Raw genomic sequence first — 16,144 nt, forward strand, 5'->3', positions numbered from 1 at the left:
GCTCCCCCTGGCCGGAGGATCTGATCAACCAGCCTTCCCCACCACCGCCGTCCGGGCAAGGAGGATAGGGGCATGGCACACAAGATGACCGATGAGGAATGGCGGGCCTTCGTCTCGAACGGCACGCGCACGGGCAAGTTGTCGACCGTCCGGGCCGATGGGAGCCCGCATGTGGCACCGATCTGGTTTCTGCTCGACGGGGACGATCTGGTCTTCAACACGGCGAAGACCACGGTCAAGGGACAGAATCTGGCCCGCGACGGCCGCGTCGCCCTGTGCGTGGACGACGACCGGCCGCCGTACGCGTACGTCGTCCTGCAAGGGCGCGCCCGGATCTCGGAGGACCTCGACGAACTCCGGCTGTGGGCGGGGCGCATCGGAGCCCGCTACATGGGCGAGGAGCGGGCCGAGGAGTTCGGCGCCCGCAACGGCGTGCCCGGCGAACTCCTCGTACGCGTGAGGATCGAGAAGGTCCTCGCGGAAGGCGGCGTCGCGAACTGAGCGGGCCCGCGCGGCGGGTGAGCGAGGGACCCGCGTCGGCCGCTGAAGCTCTTCGCGTCGGCCGAGCGAGGTTCCTCGTGTTGGGCCGGTGACGTTCTTCGTGTCAGCCGACCGAGTCGAGCAGCCTGGCGGTGTGCATCCGCCCGGCGTACTCGACGAGACGTATCAGTACCTCCTTCCCCGAGTCGCGGTCACGGGCATCGCAGAGCACGACAGGCGTTCCCTTGTCGAGGTCGAGGGCGCGTGACACGTCGTGCGCGCCGTACGTCCGCGAGCCCGTGAAGCAGTTGACGGCCACCACGAAGGGGATGTGCCGGTGCTCGAAGTAGTCCACCGCGGGGAAGCAGTCCTCCAGCCGCCGGGTGTCAGCGAGGACGACGGCACCGAGGGCCCCTTGCGACAGTTCGTCCCACAGGAACCAGAATCGGTCCTGGCCCGGCGTTCCGAAGAGGTAGAGCGACAGGCCCGACCTGATGGTGATACGGCCGAAGTCCATGGCGACGGTCGTGGTGACCTTCTGGTCCACGCCGCCGGTGTCGTCCACCGACTGGCCCGCCTCGCTCAGCAGTTCCTCGGTGCGCAGCGGCCTGATCTCACTGACCGCGCCCACCAGGGTGGTCTTGCCCACGCCGAATCCGCCGGCGACGAGAATCTTCAACGCCAGGGCGGTTGTCTCATCGCTCGTGGCGTCGGAGTGTTCGGAGACCATCGATCACTTCTCTCGGGAGTGCCGACCGCGGTCGGCATCAGTACGTGTGTGGCAGGGGGTGTTATCCGTCATCTACAGGGCCCTCAGTCCTTCGATGACCTCGCGCAGGATGCGCTCGTCGGGCAGTTGCGCGGGCGGCACCGGGAGGCTGACCTTGACGCAGCCGAGTTCCAGGAGGTCACCGAGGAGCACACGCACCACGCCCACGGGCAGGTCGGCGTCCGCGGCCAGTTCGGCGACCGACTGGGTCTCGATCCGGCAGAGTTCGATGAGGGCTCTGTGCTCCGGCCCGAGTCCGGTGTCGTCGCGGACGTCCGGTGCCCCCGTGTCGAGTGAGACGAGCGCGATCAGGTCGAGGCGCACCCCGGTCGGGCCGGACTTGGTGCGCCCGCCCGTCATCGCGTAGGGGCGGACGAGCGGCCCGGCCTCGTTGTCGTACCACTGACTGCCCGGGTGTTCAGGAGGGCCTGTCCGGTCCTCGGCCATGTGCGCCGGCATCGTCGGTCACCCGGCCGCGGGCGGGTGAGCGGCGGTGCGGGGAGCCGAGTAGAGGTGCTCCCCCACCCGTTTGACCAGGAGCGCCATCTCATAGGCGACCAGGCCGATGTCGGCCGTCACGGCGCTCAGCACAGCCAGGCAGGAGCCTTCTCCGGCGGCCGCCACGAACAGGAAGCCGTCGTCCATCTCCACCATGGTCTGGCGCACGCCACCGGCGCCGAAGTGACGGCCCGCCCCCTTGGCCAGGCTGTGGAAGCCGGAGGCGATCGCGGCGAGATGCTCCGCGTCCTCGCGCCTGAGGTCGCTGGACGCGCCGACCGCGAGCCCGTCGTTGGACAGCACGACGGCATGTCGCACTTCGGCGACGCGCAGCGCCAAGTCGTCCAGCAGCCAGTCGAGTTCGCCGGACCTATGGGCGGTCCCCATGCCCGGTTCCTGGATCATGCGGGGTCTCCTTCGCTGCTGTCGCTGCCCGCTACGGGGTCGGGGGTGACGCCGGGACCGGGTGCACGGCCGCCGCCGCGGGTCCACCCCGCGCGATAGGCCGCCATGCGGTCCCGTACCGCCTCGGGGGTGCGCTCGTCGTCCTTCCGAGGCGCGGCTTCCGCAGGCTCGTCGGGTCGTCCTTCGCGCAGTTGCGGGGCGAGGCTGGCCTGTCGTACGCGCCGTGGGAGTTCGTCGGATTCCACGGTGTCGTCCTCGGGTCGGTGCAGGCGCAGGGTGGTCACGCCGGGCGGCGGATGGCCTTCGCGCTTGCCTTCGGAGGAGGCTTCCGCCTCGATGGGTATGGGAGGCACCAGCGCCGGCCGCTCGTTCAGCGCCTCTATGGACGGTCCCTCTACGGAGTCGCGTTTCCGGGCGGGGCCGGGCACGCGCGCGTATGTGCGTTCCGCGGCCTTCTCCGGGTCCGCCCGGCGGCCACCGGAACGTTCCTCCGCGGCGGGCTGCAGCAGTGGCGTGGGAAGCAGGACGACCGCGGTGGTGCCTCCGTAGGGCGAGGTCCGCAGATGGACCTTGATGCCGTGGCGGGCCGCGAGCCTGCTGACCACGAAGAGGCCGAGCCGGTCGCTGTCGAAGAGATCGAGTGCCTCGGACTGCTCGATGCGGCGGTTGGCCTCGGCGAGTGTCTCCTTGCCCATACCGAGCCCTCGGTCCTCGACCTCCACGGCGTAGCCGTTGCCGACCGGCTCTCCGGTGACGCGCACCCTGGTGTGGGGCGGTGAGAACTGGGCGGCGTTCTCGACGATTTCGGCCAGCAGGTGGGTGAGGTCCGCCACAGCGGCTCCGACGACCGAAGTCTCTGGGAGTTGTCGTACCTCCACGCGCGCGTAGTCCTCGACTTCCGAGACGGCGGCACGGACGACGTTCGTCAGGGAGACCGGCATGCGCCAGGCACGGCCGGGGGCGGCTCCGGAGAGGATGATCAGGCTCTCCGCGTGGCGTCGCATGCGGGTGGTGAGGTGGTCGAGCCGGAAGAGGTCGCTCAGCTCGTTCGGGTCGTCGGAGCGGCGTTCCATGGCGTCCAGCAGGCTCAGTTGGCGGTGGACGAGAACCTGGCTGCGGCGGGCGAGGTTGACGAAGACTCCGGAGATTCCGCTGGCGAGTTCGGCGCGCTCGACCGCGGCATGCAGGGCGGCACGGTGCACGGTGGTCAGGGCTTCCGCGACCTGTCCCGCCTCGTCCTCCGCGGGTGGTCCCGGCGGGGCCTCGGCACGGACGTCGATCTCCTCCCCCGCGCGCAGTTTCCGCATGGCGTGCGGAAGTTTGCGCCGGGCGATCTCCAGGGCGGTGTTGCGCAGGCTCACCAGCTCGATGACGAGACCGCGCCCGATGCGTACGGAGATGACGAGCGACGCGGCCACGGCGACGAGGCCCAGCAGAACAGCGGCACCGGCCGGGGCGAGCAGGCCGCGGCGGAGCGGGTCGGCCCGGTCCGCGACACCACTGCCGGCGTCCGCCTCGATCGTTCGCATGTCGTCCTGCACGCGCGCATGTGCCGCGTTCCAGGTCTCCTCGGGCGCGGCGCCGAGCGCCCTGCCGCCCGGACCGGCCGCGAGCACGTGGTTCTCGACGGCGTGTACGTCGGCGTACGCGCTGCTCTCCACGAGGCCCTGCCAGGCGACTCGCTCGGAGCCACGCAGATCGGCGACGGCCGACTCGGTGAGCAGCCTGCGGGTGTCGACCGCGCCGGTGAACATCCGGAGCCGCTGCCCTTCGAGGGTTCCGGCGAGCCGGGCACCCGCGAGTACCGCGTCCTCCTGCGCGAGGGCCTCACCCGCCCGGGAGAACTCGAGCAGCACGCGCGCGTCGGAGCCGATCTCCGCGTCCTGGATGCCGGTGAGCGCGCCGCCCAGGGAGAAGGCCGTAGCGATGGTCTTGGTGTACCGCTCGTGCGTCTCGTGCCAGCCGGTCCTCCGGTCGAGTACGGCGGTCCGCAGGGAGCGGAGCTGTTCGGCTCCGGAGACGAAGGTTTCGAGGCGTTCGGCCACCCCGGAGGGCAGTTCCTCGCTGTCGGCGACGGTGCTGTCGTTCCCGAGCCGGAGTTTCGCCACGGCCCGGTCGGTGCGTGCCGTCAGCTTCTTGAGATCGCTCGCCCGGTCGGCGGCGGGTTTGGTCGCGTAGCCGACGGCCGCCGCGCGTTCTTCCTGGAGCGCGGCGACGGCCGCGGCGACCGGGGCACGCACCTGGGAGTCCACGCGCTGCAACTGCCGCAGCCTGGAGACGTCCTGGGCGGTCGTCACGGTGGCGTACGCCCAGAGTGCGAGCAGGGAGACGACGGGCACCATCAGCAGGCAGACGATCTTCGCCCGCACGGTCCGGGGACGCAGGCTCCAACCTCCCGCGCTCGTGGGCGCGTCACTGAGCACCGTGCCAGCGGATTCCTCGGGCCCGGAGCCCTCGTCGGCCGGCGGTCCGGCGTGCGCGCGGCGTCCCCGCGCCGGGATCGGCGCTGTCTGGGAGCCGTCTGTCGGGGTCCTACGGGGTGTACGCATGGCCTCCTCGCTCGGGGTGGTTCGGGGGACGCGCCCGCCGGGTCGCCGGTCCGGGCCCTCCGCTAGCGGAGAGCGCTCTCGACGGGCCGCTGGGCCGAGGCGGAGGCCTCGCGCTCCCCCGCCGTCGGGGAGAGCGCGACGAACGCCGATGTCAGGAAGAGATAGGACCCGAGGCCGACGGCGAGGGGGAAGATGAACTGCATCGCCGTGGCCCCGGGCAGGACGTCACCGGAGGGCGAGACCCGCACGCCGACCGCGGTCATCCCGGTGTAGTGCATGCTGCTCACCGCCCCGCCCATGACGAGGGAGGCGACGGCGACCGCGATCGGCGACTTGATGTTGAGTGCCGCCCACAGGGCCGCGGTCGCCGCGACCACGGCGATCAGGACGGAGATCCCGACGAGCACCGGGTCGTAGGTGACGCCGCCGTGCAGCCGCAGTGCGGCCATGCCCAGGTAGTGCATGCTCGCCACGCCGAGACCGGTGGTGAGCCCGCCGAGCACCAGCGCACGCCCGCGGTCCCGGCCGTAGCCGACGGCGAACACGCCCGCGCCGACGACGACCATGGCGACGAGCAGGCTGAGCACGGTGAGTGGCACGTCGTAGCGGATGTCGGTGCCGCTGACGCTGAAGCCGAGCATCGCGACGAAGTGCATCGTCCAGATACCCGTGCCGATGGCGGAGGCCGCGGTGAGCAGCCAGTTGCGGCGCGACCGCCCCGAGGCATCGAGCGCACGGACCGTGCAGCGCAGTCCGAGGGCGGCGCCTATGCAGGCCATCACGTACGACAGCGCGGGGGTCAGCCAGCCGAAGGTGGCGTGGTCCAGGTGTCCCATGGCTCCGGGACGCTAGTCCCGCCAGGAGCGCACGAAGGGGGCGCGTTTCGAAAGGTGGTGGAATCTGGCGCAGCAGTACACCGGAACGATCGCGTCACGCTCGAACATGCGCGCCGCGCCGTGATCCGTGTCGGCGTTCGATCGCGTCGCTCACTCATCGGTGCGAGATCATGCGGTGCATGAGCGACGACCACACGCATGTCCAGGATTTCTTCGCGGCCCGCGCGGCCGACTGGGACACCCGGTTCCCCGACGACGGTCCGGTGTACGCGGCGGCCGTCACCGAACTCGGGCTGCGGGAGGGCGACCGGGTGCTCGACGCGGGCTGCGGTACAGGTCGTGCCCTGCCACCCCTCAGGGACGCCGTGGGGCCCTCCGGAGTAGTCCTCGGCGCGGACCTCACCCCGGCCATGCTGCAGGCCGCGGTGCGGGCGGGCCGTGACCGGGACGGACAGTTGCTGCTCGCCGACGTGGCGGGGCTGCCGCTGCGCTCGGAGTCCCTCGACGCCGTGTTCGCGGCCGGTCTCGTCGCCCACCTGCCCAACCCCTCGGAGAACCTGCGGGAGTTGGCGCGAGTCGTGAAACCCGACGGGACACTGGCCCTCTTCCACCCGATCGGCAGGGCGGCCCTCGCGGCGCGTCAGGGCCGCCGGATCACATCGGACGACCTGCGGGCGGAGCCCAATCTCCGCCCGCTCCTGTCCGGCTCCGGCTGGCGTCTGACCTCCTACGTGGACGAGGACTCCCGGTTTCTCGCGCTGGCCGTACGCCTCCCCTGAGGCCGCGTATCGGCACGTTCCCGGGACCTGGTGCGCCCGTCGGGCCTCAGGCCGTTCCGGCGACCTCGGCGGCGAATGCGGCCGGGTCGTCGAACATGATGTTGTGCCCCGCTCCGGGCACCGTCACCACCCGCACCCCGGCGTCCTCCAGGGCTTCCCTGCCCTTGAGTTCACCGCTGAGGGCACCCTGCAGATAGACCCGGTCGACCGCCAGACCTTCGAGCATGCGGCGCATCGTGGGGTTCGATCCGCGGAAGAGTCCGGTCGCGGTGCGGTGGAGGCCACGCGGGTCGGCCAGCCGCATGGTCGCCGCCCACTGCGGGCCGATCTTCTCCAGCACGCGCGCGTGGCCGTCGTTGACGTAGTCGTCCTCTTCGTAGGAGGCGATTCCGCTGCTGCCCGCCGTGACGGGAGGGCGCGGATCGAGGTTGGCCTCGGTGAGGACCAGTCGTGAGACGAGGTCGGGCCGCCGATGGGCGAGCACGATGGCGACGGAGCCACCCATGCTGTGCGCGATCAGTTCCGCGTCGGTGGCGCCCGCCTCGTCCAGCGCCGCCGCCAGCGCGTCCGCGTGGTCGTCGAGGGTGTAGCCGAAGTGTTCCGGCCTGTCGCTGATGCCATGTCCGGGCAGGTCAACGAACGCCGTTCTACGGCGCCGGCTCGCCTTCCTCGAGGAACCGGCGAGCTTCTTCTACGAAGGTGATCGACCGCTGCGGGCCGAGGAGTTGGACGATCCGTTCCGGCGCGGGATCCTCACCATCGCGCGCGCCACGAGCCGGGCCGAACTGGCATGGCTGCGGTCCATGATCGACTCACTTGACCCGGGTGGACGGTGACCGCCCCACAGCCCTGCCCCTCTTCTGAAGTCGAAGCTTCAACTCTACTTTGAGTAGCAGTACATGAGCGATCGGCTACGCCAACCGCACAGGGGGAAGGTGGCCCGCATGTCCGGCATATTGGCCAGACTCTGGAAGTTCGCTTCACGCCCGCGACCGATCACGTCCCCGGAGCATCCGCCTCCGGCGAAGCGCCGTCCGGAAAAGCGCACCCACAACCTGTTCGAGGCCGCCGCGGCGTATGTGTCGGCATGCGCCGAGGACGACCAGGACGGGATCGACGAGGCCGCGACCTGGGTGTCGCCGGAGGCGCTGTCGTTCGGGGTCAACGAGCTGGCCTGTCGGGCTGTCATCGCGATCGCGCGGGAGCGCGACGAGTCGCCCGCGGCGGTGGCCCGGACGCTCCTCGGCCTGCCTGCCGCCTGACGCCGACAGATACCAGGTCGGTACCGAGGCGGACGCCGGCGGGGGGACAGGCATGGGACGGACGAGGCGGCGACCAGTGGTCGTTTCGCCCCCGTCCAGGGGGACAACCGCAGCTCCGTACGCATTCGGGGCCCGTGACAAGCGCCGCGGGGGCGCATTAGGGTGCGCCGACGGACGTAGCAATGGGGAGGCAGGGATGGCCGGGACGGACGATGAGGCCGTCGCCGCCGGGGACGACGACGCACTGTATGTGCTGACGGCGGTGCTCTTGACGCCTGCGCAGTTCCCCAGCGTGCTGGGCGACGACTATCCGGAGGCGTGCGCGGCTCTCGCTCTCGCGCCGCTTTCCGACGGGTACGGCCTGGTGCTCGGCCAGGACGGGGACGGGTCGCGGTGGACGGTTGTCATCGATGACGTGTCACTGGTGGCTGTCGCCATCGCGTCCTGGGACTGCGGCATGGAGTACGACCTGTCGCCGGACGAGCGCTCGATGGTCGCGGCGCTGCCCGGGTGGCCGCTCGCCGTGGCCGTGGCGGCACCCGGTGTGCCCGCCCCGCACGATCCGCCGCCGGACATCGCGGAACAGGCTCCCCTGTCCCCGCCGGACACCTCCACGTGGGGCCCGGCTCAGCGGCGTCTGGGCGCCGACGAGATCGCCCTCCAGTGGGCGGCGTGGCGGGAGCAGATCGACGACAAGGAGTTCGCCGGCCAGAACGGCGAGGCACCGCCGGAGCAGGACGCGCAGGACGACGAGTCCGGCAAGGGCGGAGAGGCCGGCGACAGCGGGAGCACGCCTCTCACCGGCGTCCAGCGTGTCCTCGCGGAGGCTCGCTCCTACGTGGACTCGGCACCTCCTCTCGGCCGAGTGCGATCGTCCTTCGCCTCGGGTGACGCGCGGATGCTCCGGGCCGACGGGCCGGGCTGGTCGATGGTGGCCAGGACCGACGACATCGCCTTCGTGCTCCTCGACGAGAAGCCCGGAGAGGTTCTGCCGGTCGGCCGCGGGCCCGAACTGCCCGGGCTGCTGGAGGCGCTGGACAAGATCGCCGTACGTCCCAGCTGAGCCCGTGGAACAGCTTCCGGGACAGCTTGGGCCCCGTCCGAGGTGCTACCTGCCGACGGCAGACGCGATCACGGCACGGGCACGGCACGGGGTGGAGCAGGGGCGCGCGGCCGCCCCCGGGCCGTACCGTCGGCAGGCCCGTGAGCGGCGACATGGTCAACTCCTGCGCTCTGTGAAGGGAATCGACCGGACCGGCCCCGCCTCAGCGGCCCAGCTCCTTGCGGGACACACGGCGCAACCTGCGCCGCTGTGAGGGGTCCAGCGTCAGATACGCTGCCGTCGGAACTCCCAGGACGATCAGGAGGGCAGCCCACCAGGGCAGCCATATGAGCAGGAGAAGCCCGACCGCCACACCCCCTGCGGCGATCTTCGCGTTCTTCGACATGTGCGTAGCCTCCTTCGCGGCCACTGCCGCTCTCTGTCTTGAGAACGGGTCCGTGTTCCCAGCAGTTCCAGGCCGCGACCCTGATACAACCCTGAGTCGCGCCCCCTACTCGACCCTGAGCGGCTCCCCGACCTCGTACATGTGCCGCAGGGCCTGCCGGTAGGAGTCCACGAGTCCCGTCTCCGCGTAAGGGATACCCAACTCTCGGCAGTGTGCGCGCACCAGGGGCCGGACGAGCTTCAGATGAGGACGGGGCATGCTCGGGAACAGGTGATGCTCGATCTGGTAGTTGAGGCCGCCCAGGAACCAGTCGGTCACGGCACCCCCTCGGATGTTGCGCGATGTGAGCACCTGGCGACGCAGATGCCCCATCCCTCGCCATCGGGGTCGGGCATCTCCATGCCCTTGTGGTTCGGTGCGAAGGCCAGGCCCAGGTGCAGCCCGAAGAGCGCCTGGTGAAGGGCGGCGAAGGCGAGGGCCGTACCGAGGGGCATCGAGCCGAGCAGCAGCGTCACATACCCGGCGACGTGCGCCACCAGCAGGAAACCCTCGACCACGCGTTCCCGCGGAGGCTGTCGACGCAGGTCCTGGAAGCCGTGGACCTTCAGGGCGATGCCTTCGAGGAGGGTGAGCGGGAAGAAGAGCCAGGCCTGGTTGCGGGTGAGCCAGCGCCGGAAGCCGCTGCGGTCCGCGGCCTGTCCCCTGGTGAAGACCAGGACGTCGGCCACGACGTCGGGATCCTTGTGGATGTGGTTGGGGTTGGCGTGATGGCGGTTGTGCTTGTCGTTCCACCAGCCGTAGCTCATCCCGAGCAGCAGATTGCCGTGGACGAGCCCGATGAGACGGTTCACCGACCGGTTGCCCGCGATCTGGGAGTGCCCCGCGTCGTGGCCCATGAAGGCCGTGCGGGCGGACATCACGGCGAGCAGCGGCGCCAGGAGCAGCACCCACCAGGAGTGGCCGATCAGGACGACACCCGCGACGACGCCGGCCAGGACCAGCGCGTTGCCGGCGATGGCCAGCGCGTACCAGCCCTGCCTGCGGTCGAGGAGACCCTGGCCCTTGACGGTGCGCAGGAGCGGTGTGAACTCGCTTCCGGCGGAGACCCTGGGAGGGCGTTCCACGACGGCTGAGACGTTTTCGGGCATGGCGGGACTCCGGTTCTGGAGGCTGGAGGAGCAGGCTGGAATGAGCGGGCTGCGGCGGACCGGCTGCGGGGAAACGCCGACCTCAAAAAACGTACGGATCAGCGACCCTGGGCGACCATGGCGCCACCCCCCGTGTCCGGGCGGGGGACAACCTCGGCCGCCCGGTGGACCTGGCAACACCCTCCGGAGAGAGTGGCCCGCGTCACACCGATCGACGGCCACCGAGAGTCACTCGTGCTGTATCCTCGGCGACCCTGACCCCAGGTAGTCAAATTTGAGGAACGCGTCATAGCTGTGCAGAGGATTCCTGCCGCAACTCCCTCCGAGATCTCAGAACTGGCCCGCTGCTGTGCCGTGTTCATGCCTGCCGATCCGGCCCGTACCGGCACCGTCGCCTTCTGGATGCCCGACGGTGAAGACCCTCCCGCGATCGACTCCGGTGCTGTCCAGGAGCTGACCGTCGCTCTGCCCGGCGAGGACGGTGTCGAGCTGGTGACCGTGCCGGCCGTCGTGCTGCCGGTGCGGGCCGCTCTGCCGGTGCTCACGCGCGCGCGTGCCGCGGGGCACGCCCACAGGGCGACCGCCTTCTGGGGTGCCGCGGCCGTGCTCGCGCTCCAACTCGCCGCGCGGGGGCTGCTGCTGCCCGGTCTGAGCGCCGGCGACCACGACGCGTGGCGTGCCGGGCCCCTGGGGGCGGCTGACCTGGGGCGGATCCGCGAGCTGGCCGCCGCCATGCCGCCGCACGCGCACGCGGTGCCGGTCGACGAGGCGGAGCCGCTGCGGCTCTCGGATCCCGAGTGGCTGCTGCGTGCCTTCCTCGACGCGGTCGCCGACACGCTGCCCCGCTCCCCCGCCGCGACGCTCGCTGCGGGCGGCCCTGCCTTCGCCGCTCCCGAGCCCCAGCACGTGCCCGAGCAGCGTGCGTGGGCGGCCGACGTGGCCGCGGGGCATGACGCCGGCGTACGGATCTCGCTGCGCGTCGAGGTGCCGGGCCTCGCGTCGGCCGTGTCGGACGAGACCAGGCTGCCGTTCCGTGCGGTGCCGCAGTTGCACAGCGTGAGCGATCCGGCCCTGCTGGCGGACGCGTCCGAGGTGTGGGGCGGCACGAGCCCTGCCTTCGGTCCGCGCGCCCGGATGGACGCCCTGCTCGCGTTGCGTCGCGCCGCACGGGCCTGGGCCCCGCTCACTCCCCTGCTCTCGGCGAGCGTGCCGGACTCGATCGAACTCGCCGACGAGGAGGTCACGGAACTCCTCGGCGAGGGTGCCCGATCGCTCGCGGCCGCCGGTGTCGAGGTGCACTGGCCCAAGGAGCTGGCTCACAAACTGACGGCCCGCGCGGTCATCGGCCCGCCGGACGACGAGCGGGACCCCGACAGGCTGTCGTCGGACACGCCGTCGTTCCTGTCGGCCGACGCGCTGCTGGCCTTCGACTGGCGGTTCGCCCTGGGCGACCAGCAACTGACGCGTCAGGAGCTGGACCAACTCGCCGAGGCGAACCGCCCCATGGTGCGGCTGCGTGACCAGTGGGTGCTCGTCGACCCCCAGGAGGTTCGTCGCGCCCGCGCCCAGCAGGATCACAAGCTGACGCCCATCGACGCGCTGAGCGCCGTCCTGACGGGCTCCACGGAGGTCGACGGCCAGAGGATCGACGTACGGCCCACGGGGTGGCTGACGACGCTGCGGGACCGTCTGTCGGACCCGGAAGGGCAGGAGCCCGTCGGGCAGCCCGCCGCGCTGGACGCGACCCTGCGCGACTACCAGCTGCGCGGGCTCAGCTGGCTGGCCCGTATGACCTCGTTGGGTCTTGGCGGCTGCCTCGCGGACGACATGGGCCTGGGCAAGACGATCACGCTGATCGCACTCCATCTGCACCGGCAGACCGACGAGTCTGCCGCGGGACCCACGCTCGTCGTCTGTCCGACGTCCCTGATGGGCAACTGGCAGCGCGAGATCGAGCGGTTCGCCCCGGGCACGCCTGTCCGCCGCTTCCACGGTGCGCGGCGGAGCCTCGAAGGGGTGGCCCCGGGCGAGTTCGTACTCACCACGTACGGCACGATGCGGCTCGACGCGCCACGGCTGGCCGAGGCGTCCTGGGGCATGGTCGTGGCCGACGAGGCACAGCATGTGAAGAACCCGTACTCGGACACGGCCAAGCAACTACGGACGATCGGGGCCCACGCGCGCGTGGCGCTCACCGGAACCCCTGTGGAGAACAACCTCTCCGAGCTGTGGGCGATTCTCGACTGGACGACACCGGGCCTGCTGGGCCGGCTCGGCACCTTCCGCAACCGGTACGCCAAGGCGGTCGAGGGCGGGCAGGATCCGGGGGCGGCGGACCGGCTCGCCCAGCTCGTGCGACCGTTCCTGCTGCGCCGCCGCAAGTCCGATCCGGGCATCGCGCCCGAGCTGCCGCCGAAGACCGAGACCGACCGTGCCGTGTCGCTCACCAAGGAGCAGGCGGGGCTGTACGAGGCGGTGGTCCGCGAGACCCTCGCCGAGATCGCGGGCGCCGACAACATGGCGCGGCGCGGACTGATCGTGAAGCTGCTCACCGGGCTGAAGCAGATCTGCAACCACCCGGCGCAGTTCCTCAAGGAGGACAGGCCGAAGATCCCCGGGCGCTCCGGAAAACTGGAGTTGCTGGACGAGTTGCTCGACACGATCCTCTCCGAGGGAGCATGCGTTCTGGTCTTCACGCAGTACGTACAGATGGCGCGCCTCATCGAGCGGCACCTGAGCACACGCGGCGTCACCTCGCAGTTCCTGCACGGAGGTACGCCGGTGCCCGAGCGCGAGGCCATGGTGGAGCGCTTCCAGGACGGCGAAGTGCCTGTCTTCCTGCTGTCGTTGAAGGCCGCGGGCACCGGCCTGAACCTGACACGGGCCGAACATGTCGTGCACTACGACCGCTGGTGGAACCCGGCCGTCGAAGCCCAGGCCACCGACCGGGCGTACCGCATCGGACAGACGCGGCCGGTGCAGGTGCACCGGCTGATCGCCGAGGGGACGATCGAGGACCGCATCGCGGACATGCTGGTGCGCAAGCGGGAGTTGGCGGACTCGGTGCTCGGGTCCGGCGAGTCGGCCCTCACCGAGCTGACCGACACCGAACTGGCCGACCTGGTGGAACTGCGAGGAGGCACCCGATGAGTGACCCGTACGACAACACCCCGGAGCGCACCTTCGCCGCTCTGCCGCCCGCGCACGGGAGGGGCTTCGCGCTGACCTGGTGGGGGCAGGCCTGGCTGAAGGCCCTGGAGGACGCGGCGCTGGACAACCAGCAGGTGAAGACGGGCCGCAGGCTGGCCCGGGCGGGAGCCGTGGGAGCCGTGTCGGTCCGTCCGGGGCGCATCACAGCGGTGGTCCAGGACCCCGACCGCACCTCGCACCGCGCCGACGTCCTGTTGCAGGAACTGTCCGAGGAGCAGTGGGACCGCTTCCTGGGCATGGCCGTCGAGCGGGCCGGGCACATCGCGGCGCTGCTGGACCGCGAGATGCCGACGCATCTCGTCGAGGACGCGGCGGCCGCCGGTGTCGAACTCCTTCCGGGTCTGGGCGATCTGGAGGCGGAGTGCGATTGCGGCGCGTGGGACCACTGCGGTCACACGGCGGCGCTGTGCTACCAGGTGGCGCGGCTGCTGGATCAGGATCCGTTCGTGCTGCTTCTCCTGCGCGGTCGCGGAGAGCGCGAACTGCTGGACGAACTGCAGGTGCGCAGCGTCCCCCGGACCGAGACCGAGGCTCACGGACAGGAGGAGGCGTACGAGGGCGTGGACGCCGCCGAGGCGTACGCGGACGGGCACATCCTGCCCCCGCTGCCCGACGCGCCTCCCGTGCCCGCAGAGCCGGGACTGCCGCCCTCCCTGGACACGGAGACCGATCCGGCACCCGGAGTCGATCCGGCCGCGCTGGAGTTCCTGGCGACGCAGGCCGCCCGCGAGGCGCACCGTCTGCTCACCGAGGCACTCCGGGCAGGCCACGAACAGCGCTCCAGAGCGACCGAGTTGACGCTCGCGCAGGACGCCGTGCGGCTGGCCTCGGGAGTTCCCGACACTTCAGTGGCCGGCCGGCTCGCGGAGGGGTCGGGCCGGGACCGCGAGGGGCTGGCCCTGGCCGTCCGCGCCTGGGAACACGGGGGCACGGCGGCGCTCGACGTCCTGGAGGCCGACCGGCCGGCGGAGGCGGAGACCCTCGTACGCGCGCGTGCCGCCCTGGAGTCGGCCTGGGAGGAGGACCAGCGGCCTGACCTGCGCGCGTCCCGCAGTGGCTGGACCATGGCCGACGGCCGGACACAGTTGCGTCTGGGGACGGACGGCCGTTGGTGGCCCTATCGCAAGGAACGGGGGCGCTGGGCTCCCGCGGGTCCCGCGTCCCAGGATCCGGCGACCGCGCTCGCCCTGGCGGAGGGGCAGGAGTGACGCCTGCCTGACGGGCACACAAGGCCCGCAGGACATGCAAGGCACGCACGGCACTTGGAGCGCTGAGCACCGGAACCGGCACCGTCCACCGGATGAGTGGTGGACGCCCGGTGTTCACTCTCCGGCCGTACGGCGTTCGGGGAGGGGGCGAACTCTGGCCGCTGTCAGCGAATTCGTGCCCCAGGAGGCCCCATGTCCCCGTACGCCGCAGGCCGGCGCAGCGTCCACCGTTCCGTAGCCGCGGGCGTACCGCTCGCCCTGGTGGCCGCTCTCACGGTGGCGGGCACCGCGGTCGGCGCGCCCTCCGGGGAGGCGCGTGTCACGGGCTCCGCGACGCTCGGCGACATTCCGCTCGGCACGTTCAGCAACGCGCTGCTGCCGGGCACGGTGGGCAACGACCGGGCCGTGGATCTCGGCGGCATCGGCAGCGACATCTACCCCGCGGGCCGCAAGGGCGAGTTCTGGACGGTCACCGACCGCGGCCCCAACGGCCAGATCAAGGTGGCCGGCGAGAAGCGCCGCACCTTCCCCGTGCCCGGCTTCGATCCGGCGATCGTGAGGATCCGGGTGTCCGGTGGCACCGTGAAGGTGCTGGACGCGATCCCGGTCACCACCTCCTCGGGGAAGCCCGTCACGGGCCTGTCCAACCAGAAGGGGCGCGACGAGGCGCCGTACTCCTACGACGCGAAGACACCGCTCTCGTACAACCCGAACGGGCTGGACACCGAGGGGATCGTGCGGGCCGAGGACGGCAGCTTCTGGCTCGTGGACGAGTACGGGCCCTCGCTGATCCACGTCTCCACGCGCGGGAAGATACTCACCCGGTACGTACCCAAGGGGCTGGGCCTGACCGGTGCGGACTACCGGGTGGTCGAGGCCCTGCCCGCCGTCCTGCTGCACCGGAAGATCAACCGCGGTTTCGAAGGACTCGCCCAACTGCCGGGCGGGGACCTGGTGATGGCCGTGCAGAGCCCGCTGTCCCTGCCGGACACGGACGCGGGCGAGGCCTCGCTGACGACACGTCTGCTGCGCTTCTCGACAAAGAAGCGGGCCGTGACCGCCGAGTACGCGTACCGGTTCGACCCGGTGGACGTGGTCGACCCGAGCGAGGACGACACCTCCGAGCTGAAGATCTCCTCCGTGGTGGCCGTCGGCCGCGACCGGCTGCTCGTCGAGGAACGCACCGACAAGGCCGCCCGGCTGCAGGTCGTGAAACTGACCCGCGGTGCGGACATTCTCGGGGACAAGTGGGACGACGACACGACGTCACCCTCCCTGGAGCAGCTCGACGACCCCGCGGCCTCCGGCGTTCCGGTGCTGCGCAAACGTCTTGTCGTCGACCTCGGCGCGGTGAAGGGGGTGCCCGGGAAGATCGAGGGCGTCGCGCGCGTGGATCACGACACGCTCGCGCTCATCAACGACAACGACTTCGGGATGACGGACGGCCCGGAGGCCTTCGACGCCCAGGGACGGCTGGTGGACAGCGGCATCGAGACCACCGTGACGTACGTACGACTGCCGCGCGGGATCTGAACTCCCGCCCCCGCTCGGC

The 16,144-nt window shown here is 71.1% G+C and carries 13 protein-coding genes and 3 pseudogenes; 8 read left to right on the plus strand and 8 right to left on the minus strand.

The features are described 5' to 3' along the window. Positions 1–72: 72 nt before the first annotated feature. Positions 73–501: a PPOX class F420-dependent oxidoreductase gene (locus tag ACIBEI_RS09950; RefSeq protein ID WP_398886957.1), complete on the plus strand. Its 429-nt coding sequence runs from the start codon at positions 73–75 to the stop codon at positions 499–501. Positions 502–604: 103 nt separating this feature from the next. On the opposite strand, the gene ACIBEI_RS09955 is transcribed toward ACIBEI_RS09950, so the two are convergent. From ACIBEI_RS09955 to ACIBEI_RS09975, 5 genes are all read right to left on the minus strand, one after another. Then, the gene (locus ACIBEI_RS09955; RefSeq protein WP_398886959.1) at positions 605–1,210 is read right to left on the minus strand and encodes a GTP-binding protein; all 606 of its coding nucleotides are present in this window, start codon (positions 1,208–1,210) and stop codon (positions 605–607) included. A gap of 72 nt (positions 1,211–1,282) precedes the next feature. Beyond that, positions 1,283–1,696 carry a DUF742 domain-containing protein gene (locus tag ACIBEI_RS09960; protein WP_398887380.1) on the minus strand — a complete coding sequence of 138 codons (414 nt, stop codon included), beginning with the start codon at positions 1,694–1,696 and terminating at the stop codon, positions 1,283–1,285. An 18-nt stretch (positions 1,697–1,714) separates the two neighbouring features. Continuing rightward, positions 1,715–2,152 (minus strand): roadblock/LC7 domain-containing protein, encoded by a 438-nt coding sequence (locus tag ACIBEI_RS09965; protein WP_398886961.1) that lies wholly within the window; start codon positions 2,150–2,152, stop codon positions 1,715–1,717. Further along, positions 2,149–4,701, minus strand: coding sequence for a nitrate- and nitrite sensing domain-containing protein (locus ACIBEI_RS09970; RefSeq protein WP_398886963.1), 2,553 nt, complete (start codon positions 4,699–4,701; stop codon positions 2,149–2,151). The genes ACIBEI_RS09965 and ACIBEI_RS09970 overlap by 4 nt, the downstream gene beginning before the upstream one ends. A gap of 62 nt (positions 4,702–4,763) precedes the next feature. Then, positions 4,764–5,537, minus strand: a complete 774-nt coding sequence (locus tag ACIBEI_RS09975) for an MHYT domain-containing protein (RefSeq protein WP_398886964.1) — start codon at positions 5,535–5,537, stop codon at positions 4,764–4,766. A 179-nt stretch (positions 5,538–5,716) separates the two neighbouring features. Between ACIBEI_RS09975 and ACIBEI_RS09980 the strand changes: the two genes are divergently transcribed. Then, positions 5,717–6,316, plus strand: coding sequence for a class I SAM-dependent methyltransferase (locus tag ACIBEI_RS09980; protein WP_398886966.1), 600 nt, complete (start codon positions 5,717–5,719; stop codon positions 6,314–6,316). 46 nt (positions 6,317–6,362) lie between these two features. Here ACIBEI_RS09980 and ACIBEI_RS09985 read toward each other — a convergent pair. Then, a pseudogene (locus ACIBEI_RS09985) lies at positions 6,363–6,968 on the minus strand (alpha/beta fold hydrolase); the annotation flags it as partial. On the opposite strand from ACIBEI_RS09985, the pseudogene ACIBEI_RS09990 reads away from it, so the two are divergent. From ACIBEI_RS09990 to ACIBEI_RS10000, 3 genes and pseudogenes are all read left to right on the plus strand, one after another. Continuing rightward, positions 6,958–7,152, plus strand: a pseudogene (locus tag ACIBEI_RS09990) (PadR family transcriptional regulator); the annotation flags it as partial. The pseudogenes ACIBEI_RS09985 and ACIBEI_RS09990 sit on opposite strands and share 11 nt — an antisense overlap. Positions 7,153–7,260: 108 nt before the next feature. Then, positions 7,261–7,578 (plus strand): hypothetical protein, encoded by a 318-nt coding sequence (locus tag ACIBEI_RS09995; protein WP_398886968.1) that lies wholly within the window; start codon positions 7,261–7,263, stop codon positions 7,576–7,578. A gap of 196 nt (positions 7,579–7,774) precedes the next feature. Further along, positions 7,775–8,641: a hypothetical protein gene (locus ACIBEI_RS10000; protein WP_398886970.1), complete on the plus strand. Its 867-nt coding sequence runs from the start codon at positions 7,775–7,777 to the stop codon at positions 8,639–8,641. A 202-nt stretch (positions 8,642–8,843) separates the two neighbouring features. On the opposite strand, the gene ACIBEI_RS10005 is transcribed toward ACIBEI_RS10000, so the two are convergent. After that, complete coding sequence (locus tag ACIBEI_RS10005; protein ID WP_189843769.1) at positions 8,844–9,026, minus strand: hypothetical protein; 183 nt, start codon at positions 9,024–9,026, stop codon at positions 8,844–8,846. 105 nt (positions 9,027–9,131) lie between these two features. Then, positions 9,132–10,174: pseudogene (locus ACIBEI_RS10010) on the minus strand (acyl-CoA desaturase). Positions 10,175–10,468: 294 nt separating this feature from the next. Between ACIBEI_RS10010 and ACIBEI_RS10015 the strand changes: the two are divergent. The 3 genes from ACIBEI_RS10015 (at position 10,469) to ACIBEI_RS10025 (ending at position 16,125) form a co-directional block, all read left to right on the plus strand. Continuing rightward, entirely contained in the window at positions 10,469–13,324 is a 2,856-nt protein-coding gene (locus tag ACIBEI_RS10015) for a DEAD/DEAH box helicase (protein ID WP_398886972.1), read from the plus strand. Continuing rightward, on the plus strand, positions 13,321–14,592 hold the full coding sequence (locus ACIBEI_RS10020) for an SWF or SNF family helicase (RefSeq protein ID WP_398886974.1): 1,272 nt from the start codon (positions 13,321–13,323) through the stop codon (positions 14,590–14,592). The genes ACIBEI_RS10015 and ACIBEI_RS10020 overlap by 4 nt, the downstream gene beginning before the upstream one ends. Positions 14,593–14,784: 192 nt before the next feature. Continuing rightward, on the plus strand, positions 14,785–16,125 hold the full coding sequence (locus ACIBEI_RS10025; protein WP_398886976.1) for an esterase-like activity of phytase family protein: 1,341 nt from the start codon (positions 14,785–14,787) through the stop codon (positions 16,123–16,125). The last annotated feature ends 19 nt before the right edge of the window (positions 16,126–16,144 follow it).

Origin of the sequence: Streptomyces sp. NPDC050988, from assembly GCF_044456225.1 — a bacterium.
Classification (GTDB): Bacteria; Actinomycetota; Actinomycetes; order Streptomycetales; family Streptomycetaceae; genus Streptomyces.